This window comes from Rhodococcus sp. NPDC057014 (assembly GCF_042673295.1).
Lineage (GTDB): Bacteria > Actinomycetota > Actinomycetes > Mycobacteriales > Mycobacteriaceae > Rhodococcus_F.
Genome location: NZ_JBHUSF010000042.1, coordinates 17,980 through 40,527 on the forward strand (window position 1 = coordinate 17,980; position 22,548 = coordinate 40,527).

At 60.8% G+C, this 22,548-nt stretch carries 17 protein-coding genes and 6 pseudogenes; 19 read left to right on the forward strand and 4 right to left on the reverse strand.

The features are described from left to right. Positions 1–106 precede the first annotated feature (106 nt). From ACFTZB_RS11800 to ACFTZB_RS11830, 7 genes and pseudogenes are all read left to right on the forward strand, one after another. Complete coding sequence (locus ACFTZB_RS11800) at positions 107–703, forward strand: TetR/AcrR family transcriptional regulator (RefSeq protein ID WP_378431775.1); 597 nt, start codon at positions 107–109, stop codon at positions 701–703. 539 nt (positions 704–1,242) lie between these two features. Beyond that, entirely contained in the window at positions 1,243–1,725 is a 483-nt protein-coding gene (locus ACFTZB_RS11805) for a MaoC/PaaZ C-terminal domain-containing protein (RefSeq protein WP_378431777.1), read from the forward strand. Further along, entirely contained in the window at positions 1,718–2,884 is a 1,167-nt protein-coding gene (locus ACFTZB_RS11810; protein WP_378431778.1) for a thiolase family protein, read from the forward strand. The genes ACFTZB_RS11805 and ACFTZB_RS11810 overlap by 8 nt, the downstream gene beginning before the upstream one ends. Then, entirely contained in the window at positions 2,881–3,318 is a 438-nt protein-coding gene (locus ACFTZB_RS11815; protein WP_378431779.1) for a Zn-ribbon domain-containing OB-fold protein, read from the forward strand. Before ACFTZB_RS11810 ends, ACFTZB_RS11815 begins: the two co-directional genes overlap by 4 nt. Positions 3,319–3,444: 126 nt before the next feature. Then, on the forward strand, positions 3,445–3,858 hold the full coding sequence (locus ACFTZB_RS11820; RefSeq protein WP_378431781.1) for a VOC family protein: 414 nt from the start codon (positions 3,445–3,447) through the stop codon (positions 3,856–3,858). Positions 3,859–4,121: 263 nt separating this feature from the next. After that, positions 4,122–4,754, forward strand: a complete 633-nt coding sequence (locus ACFTZB_RS11825) for a helix-turn-helix domain-containing protein (RefSeq protein WP_378431782.1) — start codon at positions 4,122–4,124, stop codon at positions 4,752–4,754. 30 nt (positions 4,755–4,784) lie between these two features. Beyond that, positions 4,785–4,923: pseudogene (locus ACFTZB_RS11830) on the forward strand (IS256 family transposase); the annotation flags it as partial. A gap of 15 nt (positions 4,924–4,938) precedes the next feature. Here ACFTZB_RS11830 and ACFTZB_RS11835 read toward each other — a convergent pair. The 3 genes and pseudogenes from ACFTZB_RS11835 to ACFTZB_RS11845 all read right to left on the reverse strand — a co-directional run. Further along, positions 4,939–5,120, reverse strand: a pseudogene (locus ACFTZB_RS11835) (IS256 family transposase); the annotation flags it as partial. 456 nt (positions 5,121–5,576) lie between these two features. Then, on the reverse strand, positions 5,577–6,923 hold the full coding sequence (locus tag ACFTZB_RS11840; protein ID WP_378431783.1) for an FAD-dependent oxidoreductase: 1,347 nt from the start codon (positions 6,921–6,923) through the stop codon (positions 5,577–5,579). 15 nt (positions 6,924–6,938) lie between these two features. After that, entirely contained in the window at positions 6,939–7,094 is a 156-nt protein-coding gene (locus ACFTZB_RS11845) for a hypothetical protein (RefSeq protein WP_378431784.1), read from the reverse strand. A gap of 441 nt (positions 7,095–7,535) precedes the next feature. On the opposite strand from ACFTZB_RS11845, the gene ACFTZB_RS11850 reads away from it, so the two are divergent. The 5 genes and pseudogenes from ACFTZB_RS11850 (at position 7,536) to ACFTZB_RS11870 (ending at position 12,320) form a co-directional block, all read left to right on the forward strand. Next, the gene (locus ACFTZB_RS11850) at positions 7,536–7,943 is read left to right on the forward strand and encodes a nuclear transport factor 2 family protein (RefSeq protein ID WP_378431786.1); all 408 of its coding nucleotides are present in this window, start codon (positions 7,536–7,538) and stop codon (positions 7,941–7,943) included. A 63-nt stretch (positions 7,944–8,006) separates the two neighbouring features. After that, positions 8,007–8,747, forward strand: coding sequence for a class II aldolase/adducin family protein (locus ACFTZB_RS11855; RefSeq protein WP_378431788.1), 741 nt, complete (start codon positions 8,007–8,009; stop codon positions 8,745–8,747). A 269-nt stretch (positions 8,748–9,016) separates the two neighbouring features. Next, positions 9,017–10,441, forward strand: a complete 1,425-nt coding sequence (locus ACFTZB_RS11860; RefSeq protein WP_378431789.1) for an MFS transporter — start codon at positions 9,017–9,019, stop codon at positions 10,439–10,441. Positions 10,442–10,592: 151 nt separating this feature from the next. After that, positions 10,593–11,232: pseudogene (locus tag ACFTZB_RS11865) on the forward strand (3-hydroxyacyl-CoA dehydrogenase family protein). Between the two features lie 341 nt (positions 11,233–11,573). Beyond that, positions 11,574–12,320, forward strand: coding sequence for an SDR family NAD(P)-dependent oxidoreductase (locus ACFTZB_RS11870; RefSeq protein WP_378431798.1), 747 nt, complete (start codon positions 11,574–11,576; stop codon positions 12,318–12,320). A 4-nt stretch (positions 12,321–12,324) separates the two neighbouring features. Here ACFTZB_RS11870 and ACFTZB_RS11875 read toward each other — a convergent pair. Continuing rightward, positions 12,325–12,854, reverse strand: a pseudogene (locus tag ACFTZB_RS11875) (IS1380 family transposase); the annotation flags it as partial. Positions 12,855–13,921: 1,067 nt separating this feature from the next. Between ACFTZB_RS11875 and ACFTZB_RS11880 the strand changes: the two are divergent. From ACFTZB_RS11880 to ACFTZB_RS11910, 7 genes and pseudogenes are all read left to right on the forward strand, one after another. Further along, on the forward strand, positions 13,922–15,379 hold the full coding sequence (locus ACFTZB_RS11880) for an ABC transporter substrate-binding protein (protein WP_378431790.1): 1,458 nt from the start codon (positions 13,922–13,924) through the stop codon (positions 15,377–15,379). Between the two features lie 145 nt (positions 15,380–15,524). After that, a complete protein-coding gene (locus tag ACFTZB_RS11885; protein WP_378431792.1) occupies positions 15,525–16,658 on the forward strand; it encodes an ABC transporter permease in 1,134 nt (377 codons plus the stop codon). After that, a complete protein-coding gene (locus ACFTZB_RS11890) occupies positions 16,645–17,778 on the forward strand; it encodes an ABC transporter permease (protein WP_378431794.1) in 1,134 nt (377 codons plus the stop codon). The genes ACFTZB_RS11885 and ACFTZB_RS11890 overlap by 14 nt, the downstream gene beginning before the upstream one ends. A 14-nt stretch (positions 17,779–17,792) precedes the next feature. Continuing rightward, positions 17,793–18,869 (forward strand): ABC transporter ATP-binding protein, encoded by a 1,077-nt coding sequence (locus tag ACFTZB_RS11895; protein ID WP_378431796.1) that lies wholly within the window; start codon positions 17,793–17,795, stop codon positions 18,867–18,869. Further along, a complete protein-coding gene (locus ACFTZB_RS11900; protein WP_378431797.1) occupies positions 18,869–19,903 on the forward strand; it encodes an ABC transporter ATP-binding protein in 1,035 nt (344 codons plus the stop codon). The genes ACFTZB_RS11895 and ACFTZB_RS11900 overlap by 1 nt, the downstream gene beginning before the upstream one ends. 756 nt (positions 19,904–20,659) lie before the next feature. Then, positions 20,660–21,475: pseudogene (locus ACFTZB_RS11905) on the forward strand (mycofactocin-coupled SDR family oxidoreductase). 731 nt (positions 21,476–22,206) lie between these two features. Then, a pseudogene (locus ACFTZB_RS11910) lies at positions 22,207–22,548 on the forward strand (hypothetical protein); the annotation flags it as partial.

A 22,548-nucleotide genomic window follows, 5' to 3' on the forward strand; every position in this document is an offset into this window, starting at 1 on the left:
TTCTGTGAGGCGGGAGCCGCCACGGAAACGGATAGCGAGAGTCCGAACCGCAGACCGTGACGCTACGACTGGCAAGGGAAAGGCTGCGGGTTCTCAGCCGCGAAAAGTGCGGGCTTTGGCAACGGAGGCATCTCTCGTTCGCTCGGCGCGAGAGATTTTCGAACGCGACGGGTTCGTCAGCGCTCGTATTGTCGACATAGCTGAGAATGCGGGAGTGGCCTACGGCAGCTTCTACACCTATTTCGACTCGAAAGAGGAGATTTTCCGCGCTGTTGCTCTTGCTGTGGCAGAGGATATGTACAGCAACGCCTACCCTCACCAGGCCGATGACGGGCAGCAGACGACACTCAGTCGCATCGAGGACGCGAATCGTCGCTACCTACAGGCATATGCCCGAAACGCGAAGACGTGGGCAGTGATCCATCAGGTTGCGACGTTCGACGATTTCGCCCGCGAATTGTTGCGTGAGATTCGGCTCCGTTTTGTGGGCCGGGCCGCGCAAGCTCTGAGACGACGGCAGGAAGAAGGTCTGGCGCCGAGCGGCATCGATCCAGAACTCGCCGCCGATCTTCTCGGTGGGATGATCGAGAACTACGCCTACCTGCACCTTGCGTTGGACGATTCGGTCGCGCCGTCCGAGCTCGAGCGAGTTGTCGCAGAGACAACGCGAATCTGGGCGCGAGCCATCGAGCTTCGGCCCTGAGTTTCTTCGCCCACTGAGTTGCAGCCCCTCGCAGTGCAGGGCGTGCCGCCGGGGCGGACGAGGGCCGGCACGGCTCCGCGGACGCCATCGATCTTGTTCACGGCAAGCGCGGGACCTCTGGAGATCCTTCATCTTGGTCCAGGTCGTTGGTCGAGATTCGCGGCGCCCGGGCCGAGAAGCGAATGCGGCCCCCTTTGGGTATGCCAGTTCATTCCGAAGGCCTGAGTCCGTGTGCCTGCCGGTAAGGCGCTGACCAGCCGCGCGCCGCTTCTAAATGATTTTGACGTCAAAGTCATTGACATTGGCATCATCGAACCGCGACAATGTTGTCGACGGAGACTCCCGAGTCCGACCCGGGAACTGGACAGAAGAGCGACAGCCCTCCAGTCGAGTTGGTAGCGGGAGTAGTCCCGTCGCCGCCACTCGCGATTCGTTCGAGCGCCGTCGAGATGAACCGACATGTAATCCGTTCCGACCAATCCGATGCGGGGACAATCTCCATCCCTTCAAGCCCGGATTTGCGAAAGGCCCTTATCGAGATGCCATACATCGAAGAATTAGCGCCGGGCACGACTTTCGTCACGCCCGGACGGACCATCTATCTCCACGACATAACGAGCTTCGCGGAACTGACCGGAGACTGGCACGAAGTACACACGAACGAGTCCTGGGCAGCGTCATCGGTGCAGGGCAAGGTCGTCGCCCACGGGCTGCTTGTTCTCAGCTATGCAGCCGGACTGATGCAGCGCGGCGGCGTCTTTGACGACAAAGCCATCGCCTTTCTCGACCTGCAGTGGAAGATTCTCGAACCGGTGTTTCCAGGAGACACAATCTGGGTGACTGTTGAGGTCGCAGATTCGCGCCGGAGCGCGAGCAAGCCGGATCGGGGCGTTGCGACCTTGGCGCTGTCCGTTCGCAATCAGCATGATGCCGTGGTCGCGACAGCGAACTGGACGAACATGTTCCGGTCGCGGGATAACGTCGCCGACGGCACAGTGCAGCTGGGTGGCGACAATGAGTAGCGGTGAGGCAATCCAGATCGCTGCCGTCGGCGTTGGCGAGACCGAGTACGTGCGGCGAGGAGCGGCCCCGCTGGCCGAACTTGTGGTCGAAGCGTGTTCGCGGGCCCTCACCGATGCCGGTCTGTCGCCTTCAGACGTCGACGGCATCGTCACCGAGGCAAACTCGATGCCCCAACAGGCCCCCGCGGACATGGTGCAGACCGCGCTGGGAATCAAGGAACGCCGCTTCACCGCTCACTCTGGCGTATGGGGGGCTGGCATCGTCGGTGCCGCCCAAATGGCTCGGCTCGCGATTCAATCAGGTCAGGCCGACGTTGTTCTCACATACTTCGGTGTCGACTTCGGATCAAGCCCCGGCGGCCCGTACGCGTTGCACGCAGTCGACCCACTCAAAGCGTCACTCGAGATGCCGGTAGGCTGGTATGGGCAACCGCTGTACTTTGCATCGATCGCTCAGCGCTACGCCTACGAGTACGGACTGCGACCAGAACAGCTGGGAGAGTTGGCGATAGCCGCCCGGAAACACGCAGCCTTGACACCGGGCGCACTACGTCCACAGGCTCTCGACCTCGAGGGCTACCTTGCCAGCCCGATGATCGCCGAGCCACTCCGTGCTGCGGACTGCTGCCTCGTGAACGACGGTGCCGCTGCCGTCGTCTACACGAGCCTTGAGCGCGCCCGAGACTTGGCAAAGGACCCGGTCGTGGTGGCGGGGGTCGGAACCGCCTCGGCTCCGATCTCTCAGTCGTCGTACTTTACGCAGCACCGAAACTACCTCGGCACACCGGCGACACTATCGTCGCAGAAGGCTTTCGGGGAGGCCGGACTCAGCATCGACGAAGTCGACTTTGCCGAGATCTACGACTGCTTCACCATCACCGACATCATGCAGATCGAGGATCTCGGTTTCTGCGGCAAAGGCGAAGGCGCAGCCTTCGTCGAAGGTGGCCGTACTGGCCCAGGAGGTGCAATGCCGATCAATACTCACGGAGGCTCACTTGCTCACAGCTATCTATTGGGGGCAAACCACGTCGTCGAGGCGGTCCGACAGCTGCGCCATGAGCGCGGATCGGGACAAGTTGCGAAGGCAGAGGTCGGTCTGGTCGCCGGCCTGGGTGTTCCCGACCACACAACCCTACTCCTGACGGTGGACCGATGAACCAAATCGACTATTCCAGCCCGGACCTATTGCGCTTCCCGCCCCCGGCGTACAAGGCCAACGCAGAGAACTTCTGGATCGGACTCGGCGAGGGTGAGATTCGATTGCCGTACTGCCAAGCCTGTGACCGATGGACTTGGTATCCCGCGCCGCGCTGCACGACGTGCGGCCGCGCGTCTCTCGAATGGCGTTCAGCGCCAACGATTGGGTCGATCTTCTCCTATACGCGGGTTCGTCGGAACTTCCTGCCGACGGACGATGTTTCCGTTCCGTACGTTGTGGCCTTGGTTGAACTGGACGGAGTGGCAGATGTCCGTCTTGTGATGACGGTGCCCGAATCCAAGGAAAAGGAACTGCGAGTTGCAGCCCCGGTGAAAGTTGTGATCGACCGGTCAGGAGACCACCCGGTCATGTACGCCGAGTTGCTGACATAGCCATCTGCGACCAGTTCCGGGAAACGCGCTACCGCACCCTGCACGGAGACGTCGGAGGGGGACCGCTGCGTTCAACTGGTTGGGACCGCCGCACTGAGACCACAGCCACAGAAGGGTTTTCGAGACATGGGTCAGATCGACAGCATTGCACTTGCAGTCCAGGACGTGGACGTTGCCGCAGAAAACTTCGCCAGGATGTTCGATCTGGACTTCGGACCGATAAATACGGTGAGTGAGTATGGAGTGGTCACACGGTGGGCCGACTTTGGTGGCTGCTCACTCCAACTGCTCGCACCGCTTGGATCAGGTGGACCCATAGCCGACTTCCTGGACAAGCGCGGCGAAGGTCTCTTCGCGGTGACAACCCGTGTGGACGATCTCGAAGAGAGCCGTTCGCGGATGATCGAGAATGGGTTCGCCTCGGCCGATGGTGAGGTCATCAAGGCTGGGTTTGCCGACGAAGTGTTGTTGCGACCCTCGAAGAGTCATGGGGCGCTGTTCGTACTGAGACAGTGGAATTCAATCAGCGCGAAGGGGTAGACCCCTCACCGACCTCCAACTCTTGGGTTCACGCGTTCGCCGCAACACTCTCGATCTGAGAGGTTGCGGCGACCGTGTCTTTTCAGGGGATGTGGACTAGTTCGGTGATCATCTGGCCCAGATGATGGTCAATGCTGGGCTGTCGGTGCGGGAGGCCGCGAGAACGCTTGGGCCTTTGGCGGGCAGGGCGCGTCCGATCCTGCGGATTTAAGGTATCGTGCTGGGAGAGTCAAAGCGCGTGATCCTTCCTGTCCGAGAAGCAGGTGATCCGAACGATCTTCGACCAGAAAGCTTCAGTGAACAGCGCAGCCAAGGCCGCCGAAGTCCGCCACGGATTAGCTCGGCGAGTCCTGGTGGCAGACGGCATTGATTGCGCAGAATCTGCCCCCTACGGCATGGCGGAGGCCAAGAAGCGGTCCCTCGAACTCATCGCCCAGGGGCAGTCGATGCGAGAGGCCGCAGCCGAAGTCGGTGTTTACTACCGGACCGCGAAGGACTGGCGCGCAGGTATCCGCAGGTCGGGAAAGACCCGGATTCGCCCCGATGGCTTCGTGGTGAACTACGTGTCTGGAACGGGCTACAAAAATCCGGTGACCAAGCCGAACCGCGAACCTGCGCAGCGATCAGTGCTCGCTATCTGTCCCTTGCAGGACCGGCTCGACATCGCCGATGAACTGTTGACCGTGCAGACATTCTGCGGCGATCGCAGCACGGATCGGCAAGAGCAATCGACGGTGTCGCAGGATGCTCGGATGCACCGCGTCGGTGCCACTACGTGCCCTATCGAGCGAACGAGAAGGCCGCAGCAGCGCAGGCGCGGAGCAATGATCAGAACCTGTGGATCCTGGGAGGGGGTGCCTTCCCGGAAGGTGATCTGCAGGCAATCCGAATTCTGATCAAGACCAGAGCCGGCGGGAAGAGACGCCGTGATCACGGTAGTGGACAACTCCGACGACTCCGACGTGACCGAGAGTGGCGCCGGTTCCGGTCGATCGTTGCTCGACGAGATCGTCCGAGCAGGCGCCCCGAAAGATGCTCGACGCAGCGTTGCAGGCCGAGGTCGCCAACTTGGACATTCAGAATGTCATCGGGTTGGCGGGCCCACGCCGGAAGGATGCGAGAGGAGAACTCCTGCGCTCACCGATGTCGGGTTCGGTGCGCTCGTCATTCACTCGTGGCGCTTTGACCGCCATGGCACCGACAGAGGTCACGACCTCGCGTTTGGCGTGGTAGCAATTGCGGACCACCAGGCGGTGTCCGTGGACCTCACCGGCGTGTCGGGCGACATTCGCTGTCCGATCGTCGGGGACGAGGAGCCATACGGCGATGGCAGCAGATTCCCGTACCGCGCGAATGAGCGCAAACGGGTCGTAGATTCGTGTACCGCCGATCACCAGGTCGCGGACTCCGACGACGTAGTCGACTACTATGGACAAGACGTCGAACCGCGAGTGGTCTACCCACAGGTCTTGTAGGTTTCGGCCGGCCAGCCACCAAGAAGGTCGGCGGAGTGGGATTCACTTGAGCCAATCCAGAACGGTTCTACCGACCGGTGAGGAATGGGGCGCGACTCGACCACTGGACCAGTGCTCTTCGATCAGGGCACTCTGGGAGCGAGTGCCCTGATCGTGTTGCGGAGCTCAAATCTCACGAGTTGCCGTCGCCCTGCGTGGTAGCGGGAAGAGGCTCAGCTGAAGTTCACAGTGCAACTGAGATTCTCAACTGTCCGCTGCGTTCCTCCCGGCGATCCGTCCCAAGGTGACTGCGGATCCAATGTGGACACCTCCGAGACCCATCGCTGCGTTCATGGTTCCCGCGCAGTCTCCGGCGGCATACAGCCCTGGAATGACAGATCCGTTCTCACCGATCACCTGAAGATCCACATTCACGCGTGCGCCACCGTTCGTGTTGCCGATTCCGACAGTAATCGGCACGACCGCGAAGGGCGGCGTCTCGATACGTGCCCGATCGAACGGGAACGTAACGCGGCCGAAGTCAGGATCCCTGTCGGCGTCCGAAGTCATCAAGCTGTTCCACTTCTCGACGGTCTCGGTAACGGCTCCGGGATCACACCCGATCACTCGTTCAACCTGCTCCAAACTTGCAAGCTCCTTGGGTCGACCCGACAACTCGGAAATGTGCTGCCGGTTCCGTTCCGCAGCTGTGGCGTCGTAGAGGTAATACCCGATCTCGCCAGGCTGATTCCTCAGTGCGGCAACTCGTTCAAGGTAGGGCCCCGCCTCGTCGAAGAACCGTCGACCTTCGCCGCTAATGGCGATGCAGTCCTCCATGAAGCGTGAAGGTCCTTCGAGGTACTGGGGAATAAGGTCCATGTTGACGACGTCGGCGCCCACTTCCTGCATCATCAGGATTCCGCTGCCATCAGCAGTGTCGAGCCCGACGTATGGGGCGAAGGGGTCGTCCAGCGGACGGTACTTGCGGCGCATGTCGGGGTTGGCCGAGAACCCTCCTGCAGCCACGATCACGGCTTTTCGGGCGACTACTCGAATTTCGTTGTCGCCTGAAGAGACAACCACGCCGTCGACGCGACCCTGTGAATCGACAGTTAACTTCTTCGCCGAGCGGCGGAGGATTGCGGTGATCCCCAGGAATTCGAACTGACGCTCGAAGGCTGATCGAAACTGGGTCGGATCCTTCAGTGCAAGAAGTCTTGGTGTGGTGTGCTGGCGGGGGCGCGGGATGAGCCGCTGGAACTCGATCTCGATCTCGGCCAGAAACTTGTAGGAGTCCGCGGACTCGGACGCGTAGCGGTTAGCAAGATCGAGATCAAACTCGGGGTCGAACGACGGTACGAGCGACCTAACCTCTCGCTCCATGTCATCGACGAATCTTGATACGCTGTCATCCACGCCGAGCTCATCCTGAAATGGCGTTCCGGAAAGTGCGATGTAGCCGGTCGAGAATGCTCCGTTGCCGCCCAGTTCCCCGGTCGTTTCAACGACAATTACGCTCGCATTTTTCCGGGCCGCCTCGATTGCCGCGGATCCACCCGCCGGTCCAGCGCCAATGACCACTACGTCGGCAACAAAATTCTCGGATTGCATGGCATCTTCCTTTCTTCAAAATTGCAATGTGCAGGTTTGCCGTCGGGTGAGGGCTTCAGGCAAGCCGTTCGCAAAACGAATCATCGTTTCGACGCCGAGCGATGACGAACCGGACACTCCGGACGCTTTGGGCACATCGCCGAGCTTGCTGGTACGGGCGACGTCGCGCACGGCGTCCAATTTGTCTATGACCTGATCGTGCGATGGTGCGAGTATGTCTGCAGTTGCGCCTGTCCCGGCGGGCGCCCAGCGTGCCCTGGAACGACATAGAGGCCGCCATTGCTTATGAGACGGGGTCACGGTTTGTCACTTTAGCTGAGTCGAGACCGTCGGTCGAGGGTGACTTCCGGGAAGTCGAGAGCCGACGGATAGGGTGAGAGCGATTGTGTGCCATAACCAGATGAATAATTGACGAGGCAGGGAGGAGGCGGCGGGAGGCGATGGGGATGTTCCTCCGCCGGACTATGGTGCAGTCCGGTGGAGTTTGGTACCGTTCGAATGGGACGATAACTCAAGGCGTCTCAATCTAGCTGCCTCGAATGCAGGGGTCGCCGTACTTGACAACCAGGTGGTCGCTAGTCGACTGCGTTCGAGTGGTGGGAGGTGAAGTTCGTGGATCCGGAAGTTGCACGCCTGGTGGACATTCAGGCGATACGAGTTCTTTCGGCGTTGTACAACCGTGCCGTGGACGAGGGGGACGCAGACGCGTTTGCGTCCGTTTTCACGGAGGATGGGCGGTTTGAGACACTCGGGCCGAGCGGGCCGATCATCCGACAGGGTCGTGAGGCGCTGGAGGAGATGGCGACCCGTCCTCCACGCAATCAACTGCATACGACGACAGATGCGGTCGTGACGGTAGATGGTGATAAGGCACAGCAGGTGTGCTCACTCGCTTGCTTCAAGCGACCGGAGAGAGTCGGTGAGCTTCCTTCGATCGTGGTTGGTCATTATGAGGATGAGCTGGTCCGAACCCCCGCGGGGTGGAAGTTCACCCTTCGACGTGCGACGGCCTGGTTCTAGCCGGAACTTCGACCTCTGCTAACACGAGAGCTTCTGCCTCAAGTTATTATGAAAGGTTACAGAATGGATTCGAGCTTTCCCAAGGTTTTGCCTGTGGGTCGTGACCTCACTCCGCAGCAGAAAATTGCGCTTTCCGCCCGGATGATTTCTGATGCTGGTATGGCGTTGGACGTTGCCGGCCATATTACGGAGATGCGCGACGATGGAACGATGCTTTCCACGCCGTACGGGAAATGGTGGTTCGAGCTTCAGGCGTCGGACATGTTGGTTCTGGACTCCGACGGAAGTGTTCTCGAAGGAAATCTGGATGTCACCCCTGCGATTCACATTCACACCGAGATTCATCGTCGTCGTCCGGACGCTCGGGTCATCATCCACAACCATCCTCACTACTCGACTCTGCTCTCGTCTCTCCACATGATTCCGGAGATCATCGAGCAGCAGGCAGTGATTTTCGATGACGAAGTTGTGCTGTTCGATGAGTTCACCGGTGGAATCAACGACGTTGACAGTGGCCGTCATCTCGCAGATACGGTCGGTGACAAGGGCAACGTGGTGCTGCTTGCGAACCACGGCCTCTTGACTTTCGCCGAGACCCTGGAGGAAGCCACGTATCGGTTCTTCTCCTTCGAGCGTTCCTGCAAGTTCAACTACGAGGCAATGGCAAGTGGGCGTAAGCCGGTCACGGTTCCGGAGGCTCCGCGTAGGGAGATGAAGGAAATCATGAAGAAGTACAACCACTACTACTTCTGGAATGGCGCCGCCCGCCAGGTGCTCGCAAACGACGACTCGGTTCTGGGATGAGCGGACATTGTGTCACACGCGAGTGACAATGATTGGAATGCAATTGAATTCGGGTGATAGAGCCGAGGCATCCCGTGATGTACTCGTGGACGAGTTCTCGACTCCTGTCACTGTGTCGCTGAACGTTAATTTGTAAGGCGCGCCGAACGTCTTTGAGGCGCGCCTTCGGCCCCGCCGATCCTATGGACCCGACTCGCGGTTCCCTATGAGATCGCCGAGCGAGAGATCCACGGACCCGCGGGCGAGTGGGATCATTGGGGGTTCGAGTAATGACCGCGATGACCCGCGTTACTATACCGGCCACCGCTCCGGATCAGGGTGATGGCCGGAAAGTAGTTTCTGCACTGTGCTTCTCGGTGATGACCTTGGCCATACTGCAGGCGGCAGTGGTTCCGGTAGTCCCCACGATGGCGCGCCAGCTTGCGGTCGGCCCGACGGCGGTTGGATGGGTTGTCACCGCGAACTTGCTCGCAGCGGCGGTGGTAACCCCGGTTCTCAGCAGACTCGCAGATCAGCGTGGGTGTCGACCGGTCTTGATCGGAATGCTGATCGCGGTGGTCATCGGGTCGGTATTGTGTGTGCTATCCCCCTCCCTTCCCTTGCTGATCATCGGCCGAGTCATGCAGGGTGCGGGATTCGCGCTGTTTCCGATCGGGGTGGCGGTGGTGCGCGCGGTGCTCGATGAGCGCCGCGTCACCCGTGCCATCGGGCTGATGTCCGGAATCATGGCAGCTGGCGGGGGTCTGGGGATCGTTGCGGCCGGCGTGCTGGTCGTCGACGGCGGGGACTATCGCCGAGTGTTCTGGATGCTGTTGGTGCTCAGCCTGGTTGCCCTCATTGTCGTCTGGTGGGCGATCCCTGACACCAGGCGGCGTGATACGCACGGTAGGCGGTTCGACGCCGCGGGCACGGTACTGATCGCTGTCGCGTTGTGTGCACTGCTACTGGCTATCGCGGAAGGAAGTCGGTGGGGGACCTGGGTGATTCTCCCTCTCGGGATCGGCAGTTGTGGCTGCTTTTGTTGGTGGTACAGGTACGAAAAGCGCTGTGCCGATCCGCTCATCCCGCCTCGAGCACTCATCGACCGCGCAGTGACACCTGTGCACATCGCAGCAGTACTGGTCGGCGCCGCGATGTATGTCCAGTTTCTCGGGATCGCACAGTTTGTCCAGATCGATGCCGGCCTCGGTGGGTACGGGTTCGGGTACACCGTACTTGAAGCGAGCTTGATGTTCCTGCTGCCGGGATCGGTCGTGGGCGTTGTGACGGCGACGCTGAGTGGTCGTCTGATCTCCAGGTTCCGTGCCGATCTGGTTCTGGCCTCCATGTGTGGTGTCGGGCTGGTGGGTTTCACGCTTCTGGGTTTCACGCACGATCAGCCGTGGCAGATAGTGGTTGCGGCGGGGGTCATCAACGTCTTTGTGAGCGGCGCATACACCGCGCTGCCGTCGCTACTCATCGAGGCAGTACCGGCCGGTGACACTGCCGTCGTCAACGGTGTGAATGCGATTGCGCGCGTGGTCGGTAGTTCACTTGCCAGCGCGGTGGTCGCCTCGCTGCTCGCTGTGATGACTTTGGAGGGCTCCGATGTGCCCTCTGAGTCGGCATTTACCCTTTCGTTCGTGCTCGGAGGTGCAGCGGCTGCGGGGGCGGGGGTGTGCGGGTTGCTTGCGCACACAAGGGCGGAGGGCTGAAGTCGTCACCTATTGACGGGATGCGGTTGGGCGGTTCGCCATTCGACGCGTGGCGCTGCGTCTTGTTCGTGATGATCGTGTCGGAGTCCGAGCTCGGCACCGAGTAATCCAGTACGCCATACACCTGCTTGACCAAGTTGGAGATACGACTGTGGAGCTGATCGGTGTGATCGGTGGTGGCGCCATGGGTGCCGGCATCACCGAGGTGTGCGCCAAGGCAGGGAGCGACGTCCTGGTGCTTGAGACAAAGCAGGAGTACGCCGATGCCGCGCAGCAGCGCATAACCTCGTCCGGCTCCCGTGCTGTCGCCAGGGGCAAGAGCACCCAGGAGGATGCTTCCGCCGCGGTCGCCCGCGTACGCCTCACCCTGGACATTGAGGAGTTCGCGGATCGTGACCTCGTCATCGAAGCTGCCCCGGAGACCGCCATCGCGGTCACCGACTACGCGAAAAACACCCTGCGCAAGACCACCGTCCAGGCCGGTGACAGCGCCGGTTTCATCGTGAACGCGCTCCTCGTCCCGTACCTGCGCCAGGCAGTGCGCATGCTTGAGTCGGGTTACGGCCTGCGCCGAGGACATCGACGAGGCGATGAAGGGCGGCTGCGGCTACCCGGTGGGCCCAGTCAGCCTCCTCGACACCGTCGGCCTCGACGTCGCGCTTGCGGCAGCGGAGTCGCTGTACGCCGAGTTCGCCGAGCCGCACCAAGCTCCGCCGGCGCTGCTGCGCCGCATGGTCGACGCAGGCCGACTCGGCCGCAAGACTGGTCGCGGCTTCTACACCTACTTGTAGGCGCTAAGCGTTCGGTCGAAGGGCTGAGTGCGAGGGCCTCCAAAGACCTCGATCGCTGCATTCACCAAGACATCGGCGATGGAACTTTCAGCATTTGGCATCACCATCAACGCCATCTCTCCGAACGTCACCACGCGGATGACTGTATCGATCTCCGACGGGAGGCCGAGCTCGCCGACTCGATCTCACGGTTCGTCGATCCGTCCGATATCGCCGCCGCGGCCTGCTCGCGTCTGACGAAGTTGGATACATCGTCGGCGTTTGTCGTTCTGGTCGATGGCGGCGTTGCGAAGTGAGAAAACTAACCCAACCGTAGGAGAACAATCGTGAACATCCTCAACATGTTTCGTCTCGACGGACACGTGGCGATCGTCACCGGGGCTTCCTCCGGGCTCGGGGTCGCATTCGCCGCAGCCCTTGCCGAGGCAGGGGCGGACGTCGTACTTGCTGCGCGTCGCGCCGACAAGCTCGAAGATACAGCTGAACTTGTACGTTCAACTGGTCGTCGCGCGCTGGTCGTCGCGACCGACATCGCCGATCCGGACCAGTGCCAGGAACTGATCAGCGTTGCGATCTCCGAGTTCGGGCGGGTCGATGTTCTCGTGAACAATGCCGGTGTTGGTACCGCGGTTCCGGCGACGCGTGAGGCCCCCGACGAGTTCCGTTCGGTGATCGACATCAACCTCAATGGTTCGTATTGGACGGCACAGGCCTGTGGCAAGGTGATGAAGCCGGGTAGCTCCATCATTAACATCTCCAGCGTTCTTGGCCTCACCACTGCAGGACTTCCACAGGCAGCGTACAGCGCCAGCAAGGCTGGCCTCGTCGGTCTGACCCGCGATCTCGCGCAACAGTGGGGTGGGCGCAAGGGGATCCGGGTCAACGCCATCGCCCCGGGATTCTTCGCCTCCGAGATGACGGACCAGTACGCCGACGGGTACCTGGACGCCCTCGCACCGAGAATGATCCTCGGGCGTCTGGGGGATCCGGTCGAACTCGCCGCCGCTCTGATCTGGCTGGCGTCGGACGCCGCTGGATATGTAACCGGCCAAACGATCGTGGTCGACGGAGGTGTGACAATCTCCTGAAGCAGAGCGCGGAGCTCTTCAGGTCTGCGTGGACCTGCTCGATGATCGCGTGCCCGCGGTGGACCTTGTCCGCGGCCACGGTGTCCATGACGGCCGGGTCGGTGGTGGTGAAGAACGCGTGGAACCGCCAGGTGTCGAATAACGTGCCCTGACCGTCGGTGTGCTGGGGGTTCAGGTTGGGGATGCGGCGCCCAGCCGGCCCGGTGTCCGGTCGGAGGCGAGCCGGGTGAAGGCGGTGAAGTCGATCTCGGCGCGGGAGGTCCACCGGCCGGTCTGTTCGTCGTAGAGGGCGTCGGGGTATTCGATCGGGGTCCACGCATTCTCGTCGATGGCGGTGATCGACGATTTCATCGTCGCGGTCATCCGCACGGTGACCGAGACGTCGGCGCCGGCGCCCACCAACACAGACCCCGGTGACATCTGCGGGCGCAGGTGGCGGACGGTCGCGAGGGCGTCGCTGACCATCCGGGATGCCCGCCGCGGGTATCTGCAGCCACCGCGGCGCAGACGTTGTCCGACGATCGCCGCGGCCTTCACCGGGCGGTATGGGATAGTCGCACCCTGGAGATGCCCTTCGTGTTGATTGAACTGGTTCTGTGAGGAGTCCAATTCTTTCAGAACGCAAGGGCATCTCGCCGTTTCGGCTCACCTTCCCTGACACCACATCGGAGGATCCAGGCTTGAGCACTGCGTCGTTCACGTCACGTCACGTCTCGGCGGTTGGCTATGTGCGCTCCGCGATGAGGCATTGATGAGGTCGCGTTGGTGAGTGTCGAGGGTGTCGCGGTGTGTGCGCCGATGCCGGATAGCGATCGCGCATTAGGTGCTTCTCTGTCGACGGGTGCGGGTGAGGGGACCATCCGGTCATACGTTCGCGGACGATGACTCTGTGTTGCGCTCCCCTGGAGTCGCTCGACGAACGCCGACCGGAGAAGGTCACGAGCACGTCGGGCGGCCAAAGGCTATGAGACTAATAAATTTATTGACTCATTTGCGGAATGGTTGCATGGTTTCCTGCGCTGCGCGCCAAGACGCAGCGACTAGTGGCAAACGGACTGAGATTTCGTGACGAATAGGTCTGGGGTGCAGGGGTAAAACCCTTGTCCATCCAGATGGCGTCGTTGTTCGTCCTGTCGTTTGACATCGGAGCGTGCGTGTATATGCGGTGTGGTGATCGATGGGTGACAGGTGAGACCAATCCTGTTAGAGTCGCATTTCATCCGAATGTGATGCGTGCCATAGTGCATGACCGTCAGATTCGGGGAGTGCGTGCGTCCGGTCTGGTGCGGAGTAGGCATCGACCATCGGCTGTGGCCGGGCACGCGCTGTCGGTGCCAGTCAGCAGGTGTGGTTCGTCGAGTTAGTCGTCCCCGTCGACTGCGAACGCTTCCAGCGGTGGCAGCCGCAGCGAAGCATGTCGTTGAATAGGAAAGGCAAGAACGGTGAGTTCTCGATTGAAGGGTTGCCGCGCGAGCGCACGCGGACGTTTTGCGTGGTTGATGGCGCTGCCTCTGGTCATGGTTGTCGCCTGTTCCGGAGCTGGAGGGGAGCCGCGCGGCGCTGCGAATGCGTATGAGTACGACCCCAACGATGTGTGCACCGTGGACAGGGTCGATCCCGCCAGCACGTTGACGGTAGACACTAGGGTCCCGACGGCGTCGCTGGATCCAACGACGACTGTCGGGACGTTTCAGGGCGTCGAGGAGGCGTCGGTGGTCTACGACACGCTGACACGATACGACTTCTCCACAGGTCTGTACGAGCCGTTCGTAGCAGAGTCCTTGACCCCGAACGGCGATTTCACTGAGTGGAGTATGAAACTTCGCCCCGGGATCAAGTTCGGAAATGGTGATCCGCTGACCAGCAAGGACGTGGAGTACTCCATGGGGCGGTGGGCGACAGCTACGTCGCCGACCAAGGCCTACTTGGCCCCCGTGGAGTCGGTGAAGGTGGTCGACGACCTCACCGTGGACTTCGTCCTGAACCGACCCTGGGCCGGGTTCCCGTGGATTCTGTCCAGCTTGCCGGGAATGGTGGTGAACCAGAAAGTGGTCGAGGCTTCCGGAGATGGCTTTGCGAGAAACCCGGTGGGCGCTGGTGTAGGTCCTTACGAGCCGGTGAAGTTCGCGCCGAACGAGGAGGTCGTGATGAGGGCCAAGACCGACTATTGGGGCGGTCCGGTCTGCAACGGCACCCTGCGTTTCATCTCCGTTCCCGGCGCGAAAGCCAAACTCGAGGCGTTCCAGAAGGGCGAGACGGACGTCGTGACGGTGTTCGATGACCCCACGGTCTCCGCGGATCTGAGTGAACTCAAGGGCGTCAACACGCTGAATTATGAGCGGGCCGGTACCGGCTTGGGGATGAACGCTCGTCCAGGGCGGCTATTCAGCGATGTGAGGCTGCGCCAGGCAGTGGTGGCAGCGTTGGATCCGACCCAGATCAACCAGCGTGCGTTCGGCGGTGACGCAACCATGGCCAGCACTTTCACGGCCCCAGAGATGAAGATCTGGGGCGGCGTGGAGGGCCTTGGGTACGACCCCCAGAAGGCGAAGCAGTTGGTGGACGAGGCTGTGCGCGACGGCGCCAACGTGCATGTCAATTTCCTGGTCAGCGATAGGACAAACCAGGAGATGGCGCTAGTTGTTGAGGCGATGCTGGACAGAGTTGGGTTCCAAGTCGACGTTGAAACCGCAGCCTTTGCTGCCTTCACCGAACGGCAGTTGGCGGGCGAGTTCGATCTATTGCCGATGAACTACGCGGTCGGTGAAGATGCGCCGCTCCTCGCACTGACGACTTTTTTGAGCACCAACAAGGTCAGCAACTACTGGAATGTCGATGATGCCCAGATCGATGAGGCGGTTAACGAGGTGTACCTCGCCCAAAACCCGGACGAGACGGCTGCTGCAATGGGCAAACTTCAGCAGCGGTGGAACGAACTCTCTCCCACGGTTCCCCTCTGGGTCCAAAACGTGAAGAGGGGCTTCACGAACAAGGTCCACGGTCTGGCATTGGGCCCAGAGGGACGCTTGTCGTTCGAGAAGGCGTATACCACGAACTAACCACCGACACTGCACATTCTGATCGATAAGAGGATGCGCGCGGTGGGCACCGCTTGGCGGCACGCGCCCTTCAGCCACAAGCGCTCACAAACCTAGCCCACTGCGGGTGCAGCAGCACACCGCGTTACCCGGAGGAGCGCAAACGATGCAAGTAATTGCCAAGAAGTCCGCGCGCTTGGTGCTGGTGATGTTCATTGTCACCACCGCAACGTACTTTCTTCTGCAACTGTTGCCGGGCGATCCCGCACGCACCGTCGTCGGCGCAGAAGGTACAGCGGAGCAGTACGAGCAGGTGCGGCGTGAGTTGGGGCTCGACAAGCCAATTCTGGAACGCTACGTCAACTGGCTAGGGAGTCTCGCCCGAGGTGACTTGGGGAACTCGCTGGTCCCACCGACACTAAACGTCTCCGAAATGATCCAGACGCGACTCCCAGTGACAATCGAACTTGCTGTGCTGGCGATCCTCATCGCGCTGGTTCTGGCGATCCCGGTCGCGTTGGCCTCCGCCTACCGGGCCGGCGGCTCCTTCGACCGAATCGCAAGCACCATCGCGTTCGCTCTTATTTCTCTGCCGAGTTTCGTGCTGGCAATTTTCCTGGTGTTTCTGCTGGTCTTCTACCCACAGCTGGTACAGCCTGTCGTCGTTGGGGCGCTCCTGTGCGTCGTCGGCTGGCTAGCGCGACGTACCACACGAGTATCACGGGAGTATCCGCCCGGGAAGTACCGGACGCGATACCTGGTAAGTGGATTGGGTGGCGCGGCCGGGGTGGCCCTCGTCGCGCTGATCCTGTCGGTTGCATGGCCGGACTTCCCCCGTCAGGGATTCGCTCGCATATCCGAAGCCGGGATCGTCGCGAACCTGAATTCGCTGTTTCTACCCGCTCTCGCGTTAGCTCTAACAGAGGCCGCTGTCTTGATGAAAGTCCTGTACGGGGACCTAACACAAACACTCAAGGAGGACTTCGTACTCTCGGCGAAGGCCAAGGGCATGCCCGCTCCCAGAGTTCTGTTCCGAGATGCGCTGAGGCCGTCATCCTTCTCCCTGATCACGGTGGCAGGGGTGGCTCTCGGACGGCTCTTGGGTGGCACCGTGATCATTGAGACGATCTTCAACCTCCCCGGGATGGGCTCGATGCTTGTTCAGGCCATCCTCGGCAAGGACTACCCGGTCGTTCTCGGCGGCGTTCTGGTGCTCGCCTTGGGTTACGTCGCCCTGAACGCTGTCGTTGACATTTCTTACACCTACCTGGACCCGAGGTTGCGCCGTGGCCGTGTCTGACAATCAATCAAAGATCGATCTCGTTGCCACTATCGGTGACGCAGCCCCGGACGGACCGGTTCTCGCCCCGCTCGGAGAGATGGTCGACGTCGACGGTCCCGTACCCTCTCCTAGGCCAGCAAATCGTCGGTTAGTCATCGGAATCGGAACACTGCTACCGGGCCTCGTCGCCCTAGCTGTCGGGATGGGTATCGTCGGCGCCGCACAAGCGGGACTACGCACCGCAGCCTGCTTCATCGCTCTGGCCTTGCTTTACATCGGGCTGAGCAACCTGGGCCGGCATTGGCGCGGCGAGCGATTCGACCTGGCCCTATGGCTGTCTGCCTTGTGGATCGGTGCGATCGTCCTGGCGGCGTTCCTGGCCGACTGGATTCCTTTCTCCGAGTACAAAGACATCTCGCAGACTCTGACCACTCCGATCCTGCTGCGGCCGGACCTCATTTCTGCTCACCCGTTAGGTACTGACAGTCAAGGCCTCGACATCCTTGGCGGCATCGTGCACGGTGCGCGGGTCTCACTAGTCGTTTCTATCGGAGCCACGGCAACCGGCATGGTCATCGGTGGCGGCCTAGGCATGGCAGCTGGCTACTTCCGCGGCAAAGTCGACGCCGCCGCGGGTTTGCTGGTCGACTCGACGCTGGCCTTTCCACCGCTCATCCTGTTACTCGCACTTGCTTCCTTCCTCACTCCCAGTGTCCGAAACATGACGCTCGTCCTGGCGGTTCTGAGCGTCCCACTTTTCGTCCGCATCAGCCGTGCCAGCACGATGTCGTTCGCCCAGCGCGAATTCGTGCTCGCGGCAAGGGTCCTCGGGGTGAGAGACCGACGAATCCTTGCACGAGACATCCTTCCCAACGTTGCGCTTCCCCTAGTCTCGTACGCCTTCATCGTCATCGGAGCCCTAATCGTTGCGGAGGCTTCTCTCAGCTTCCTCGGATTGAGCATTCCGCGACCGGAGCCAACATGGGGAAACATGATCGCGGCCGGCCAAGAAGATATCAGGGAGAACCCCCATCTCGTGATAATCCCCAGCCTCGCACTATTTTTCACCGTGTTCTCACTCAACCGTGTCGGTGAGAGAGCACGGCAACTTTGGGACCCAAGAAACAGTCGATTGTGAAGGGGGAGGTATCCATGACAACCACGAGCGTTCGCGATTCACTGCTGACGGTGGAGAACCTTCGGACCACATTCGATACGCCGCGAGGCCAACTCACCGCAGTCGATGGCGTGTCCTTCGACCTTGGTCGCGCTGAGACTCTAGGCATCGTCGGTGAATCGGGGTCAGGCAAGTCCGTCCTCGTCCGATCGATCATGAATCTGCTGGGAGTCAACGCCACAGTGGCCGAAGAGAGCAAGGTGATGTTCGACGGTCGGGACGTGCACCGACTATCTCGCTGGGAAGCCAGGCACTTCTGGGGCACGGAAATAGCAATGGTGTTTCAGGATCCCATGACATCGCTCAACCCGGTCAAGCGGATCGGTGTCCAACTGACGGAGTCTATGAGGTTCCATCTCGGCCTGAACCGTCGCGAAGCGACCGAACGCGCTCTGGAGCTTCTTGATCAAGTCAGGATCCCTGAGCCCCGGAGGCGGATGGAGCAGTATCCTCACGAGCTGTCCGGTGGGATGCGACAGCGCGTGATGATTGCAATTGCGCTTGCTTGTAAGCCGCGGCTACTGGTCGCTGACGAGCCGACTACCGCACTCGACGTCACCGTCCAAAAGCAGATTCTGGATCTCCTGACTCGCCTACAGGGCGAACTCGGCATGGCGATGATCCTGATCACTCATGACTTGGGCGTTGTCTCAGGGCACACAGATCGAGTCGCGGTCATGTATGCCGGCCAATTGGTGGAAGTGGCCGACACCGACGAACTCTTCAGGGCTGTCCAGCACCCATATACCGGTGCGCTGCTCAACTCGATTCCCAAGATTGAGCACCCTAGTCACACAAGGCTTGAGGTGATCAACGGATGGCCGCCAGACCTAATTCGAGGCGTCCCTGGCTGCCGATTCGCTCCGCGCTGCCGGTCCGCGCAAGCTGCCTGTCTAGAGGAGGCTCCTGGCCTGCGATCAGCAGGCGAGCGGGAACATATGGCACGGTGCTTCTTCCCACTGGGTAGCGAAGGCTCCCACAAGGCGATGGCGACAAACCTCCGGGCGGGTCAAACCGCCGCAGGCCTTGATCTGACGACGGGAGCAAGATAGTGGCAGGATCAGGAAAGGCACATCTGCGGAACAGAAGCGATGTTCTGCTGCGTGTGGAAGACCTCGTCGTTGAGTTCAATACGGGACCTGGCCAAGTCGTACACGCAGTCTCGAACATTAGCCTAGACGTCCTCAAGGGGGAAACCGTCGGCGTGGTCGGCGAATCTGGCTGTGGCAAGTCGACCCTGGGCAGGGCGATTCTCCAGCTGCCGAAACCGACATCTGGATCAGTCACCTACGGAGATACCGATCTCACAAAACTGGGGGAGGAGGAGATGCGTCGGACACGCCGCGATCTCCAGATGATCCTCCAGGACCCTATCTCTTCGCTCAACCCACGACGCAAGGTGAGGGACGCCGTGGCTGAGGGACTTCAGGTCTGGGGAACCGACAAGAGACAAGTCTCCGGGAAAGTCGACGAAGTGATCACCGCTGTCGGGCTGCGACCGGAGGTCGTCGGCAGCGGTCGCCCGAGCCAGTTCTCGGGCGGGCAGTGCCAACGGATCTGTATCGCCCGAGCGCTCATCCTTGACCCCAAGATGATCATCTGCGACGAACCTGTGTCGGCGCTGGATGTCTCCGTGCAGGCTCAGATCATCAATCTGCTTGATGACATGAAGGAGCGTTACGGACTGACGCTCATCTTCATCGCGCATGACCTTGCCGTGGTCAAGAATATCAGCGACCGAGTGGTTGTGATGTACCTGGGAAAGATCTGCGAGGTGGGCGGCCCAGACGACTTGTTCGCACGCCCAATGCACCACTACACGAAACTGCTGATGGATTCGATTCCGCAGCCACAAACCGGAGTGGGGGATGCGCACAAATGGTCGCAGGACAATTCAGCGGCTGTCGATCTTCCTTCTCCTATGTCCCCGCCATCGGGATGTCGATTCCGCACGCGCTGCCCGGCCGCCACGTCCCTATGCGCAGAGAAGGAGCCGCAGCTGCAACAAGTTGGGCCGGACCACTTCGTCGCGTGTCACTTCCCGAGGGGAAGCGATGGGCGGGATGCGGCACTGATTCCCGACTGACCTTTGGACTCGAATTTCTACCCTGTCGTCGTATACCGCCACGTTACTGCGATCCTCCCGAACGAGTAACGCCTGCGAGCCTTTCAGGCTGGTTGGATGGGCGGGCCGGATCGCTGCGATGCAGCAGATGACATGAGCACCTACGCACTCTGCATCGACCCGCCACAGGGTGTCGTTCACCGATTGTCGACCTTTCTCGGCACTACGATGGGCGCAGCGGTGCGGTGGAGCTCCAACCAGCGGGCGAGACACCGGTTTGCGATCTGTCAACCAAGGCGGACGGTCCGCGACAGTGGCTCGATTGCGTACCGGCGCGGAATCGAATCTGACATGTGCTCAGTAATCGGCGATTTTTCGTTCACTCGCAGATGACCACGACCGGGAGCTAAGGCGTGCGGGTGGTGGCGATGGTGTTGACCTGTCGACCCAACCGTTCGTCGAAGCAGAACGACAGATTGGATGAGATCTATTGGCGTGAATGACTTTTCGTCTTGGATCTTCCATTTCGGGGCCGACCAGGCTTGATGACAACGAGATACCGAGGTCGATCCGAGGCGGAGGATTAATCGCCATCAGAGTCTCTTTGTGATGAACTGGTCGGGAATATGGCCCGACCGCCGATATTCTGCAGTATCAGTCACCTGGCGTTTCTGCCCTCACGCTCGCGGTGAAGCCTTCGAAGGAGGGACACTGTCGATGAATACACCGCCAAACTAGAAACAGTGAACGTTTCAATCAAGTGAAAGGTACCTACGTATGACAGGCAGGTTGGCCGGAAAAGTAGCATTGGTGACGGGTGCAGCCCGCGGCCAAGGCCGCGCTCATACCGTGCGATTCGCTTCTGAGGGCGCCGACGTGATCGCCATCGATCTTGCTGGCCCCTGCCGGCACATGTCCCATATGCATCTGCCACACCGGAGGACCTTGAGGAGACCCGACGCGAGGTGGAAAAGTACGGTCGCCGTATCATCCCGGCTCAGGCCGACATCCGCGATCAGGCTATGCTCCGGAAAGCGGTTGACGAGGCAGTAGCGACATTCGGACGCCTGGACGCAGTCGTGGCAAACGCAGGAATCTGCACCCCCGCCACATGGGATGAGGAAACCCCGGACATTTTCGATGCGACGATGGACATCAACGTCAAGGGTGTCTGGAACACGGTGATTGTGTCAGCGAACCATCTAATCGAGTCTGGAGGGGGATCGATCATTCTGATCAGTTCGTACGCCGGAAAGAAGGTTCAGCCTTTCATGGTTGCTTATACCACCAGCAAGCACGCGGTGACCGGGATGACCCGTGCCTTTGCCGCCGAACTTGGACGGCACGACATACGGGAACAGTATCCATCCAGGTGCCGTAGCAACGCCGATGGGGGATGAAAACACGGTGGCGGCACTGGGGAAGGCGGCGGGCACCCACCCGAGACTGGGCGCGATGGGCACAGCGTTCATGAACCAGGGTTATGCGCAGCCAGGCGAGATCGCCGCTGTCGCTGCCTTCCTCGCATCTGACGAAGCCAAGTTCATCTCAAGCGAGCACCTCGGCGTAGACGGCGGCGCCCACCACTTCTGAAGGCCCGCAGGTGACCTGAGTCCTTCCCTCATGATGACGGTAGCGACAGCAACCTAGCAGTCGAGGTGAGTCGGCTGGTTGCGTCGAGACAAGAGTGTCTGCGGCCGCCTCTGGTCAGGTTCCGCCGACGAACGCAGACCCGCGGGCATCATTCGTGCCCGCCCTCGCGCACTGCAGCCGGGAGCTTCCTCGACGACACCGCGGCACGCGCAAACGCGCTACCTGAGCCGACGTGAATGGCGATTCGGCGCTCGCACACCCGAGCCTGCCGACTCGCAGTATGTGGCGGTGATCCGAAATGGGCGCTTTGCAAGCGAATTCAGACGGTGTCAAACCTCACTGTCCTGCTAGGGCGACGCGAGTCAACGGCCTTCTCTCTCAAGCTTGGACCGGTTCGCCGAGGGCTCAAGACGGGTCAGCGCCGAGGGAACATGATCATGCACGCTGCGTGGTTCTACGTGACTCCTGAGATGCTCGAGCGGTAGATGTGCGGGTAGTAAGCCTTAACCTGCTCCGCAACTACCCATGCATACCTGATGATTCAATGCCGCAACGGAACCACGGAAAGTATGCGAGATCTACCCCTTGCAAATTAAAGTGCTTGTGACGTACATCTCAGTCGTCGACCACTTTGGTGAGTCTTGACTTCGGGTGCGTGTGCGGTGTCACATATTTGGTGCCCCGAGCGTTCTGGCCCGGATGGCAATCCTCCCAGTGTGGCAAGGAGCAGCATGGCTCGCAATCAAGTGTTCGGAGAGGACCACGGTCTCGGTGTCGAGGTGGTCGACGAGTCCACTCAGGTGGCCGAAACGACCGTCGACGCCGTTCGGCAGGCCAAGGTCGTTGCCGTTCAAAATCGTGGGATCGGCTACTGGATCATTGCGACAGCGGCTCTGGTGATGCTTGCCGAGCAGTCGGCGTTCGGTTTCACGCTGTACAGTCCGGTCCTCGGTAGCATCGCCGCGGAGTACCAGACCGGCAACGTCGTGTGGGTCATGACGACGGTGATGCTCGCGGGCGCAGTGGCGGTTCCGTTCTTGTGCAAACTTGCCGACGTGTACGGGAAGAAGCGG